Source organism: Sphaerospermopsis reniformis (assembly GCF_005402885.1).
GTDB classification, from domain to species: domain Bacteria; phylum Cyanobacteriota; class Cyanobacteriia; order Cyanobacteriales; family Nostocaceae; genus Sphaerospermopsis; species Sphaerospermopsis kisseleviana.
Genome location: NZ_BJCE01000601.1, coordinates 1 through 346, shown reverse-complemented (window position 1 = coordinate 346; position 346 = coordinate 1). Strand labels below are relative to the sequence as shown.

Sequence of the window (346 nt, the reverse complement as noted above, 5' to 3'; positions counted from 1 at the left end):
GCTGAAAAAGTCCCTTCGTTGAGGCAGGGAATAGGGAATAGGGAATAGGGAATAGTTTTAGCTATCTGTTATCCCCAGATTTTCTAATTTATCAGACCCAAAATGCACAGTTTTTAAGGTATACCCTGTAAAAGCTGGCACTTTTTTAACTTCCAGCAGGCTAAAACCCTTTACCTGTAAAGTTTTCATATTTATTCAGCAAGCCCTAGTTAGGGTTTACTGAATAAACCTAAAACCTTGATATATCAAAGGTTAGAGGCTGATAAACAGGAAAAAAGTGCAAGGGTTTTGAAGCGTATACCGGAAAAAGTGTGCATTTTTTGGGATTTCAAGAGATGGCAAAGAA

Annotated in this window: 1 protein-coding gene; it reads right to left on the bottom strand. The window is 37.6% G+C overall.

Annotated elements, in window-relative coordinates; all coding sequences use genetic code 11:
* Nucleotides 1-57: 57 nt before the first annotated feature.
* The gene (locus FFR48_RS30325; RefSeq protein ID WP_268932479.1) at nucleotides 58-189 is read right to left on the bottom strand and encodes a hypothetical protein; all 132 of its coding nucleotides are present in this window, start codon (nucleotides 187-189) and stop codon (nucleotides 58-60) included.
* Nucleotides 190-346 lie beyond the last annotated feature (157 nt).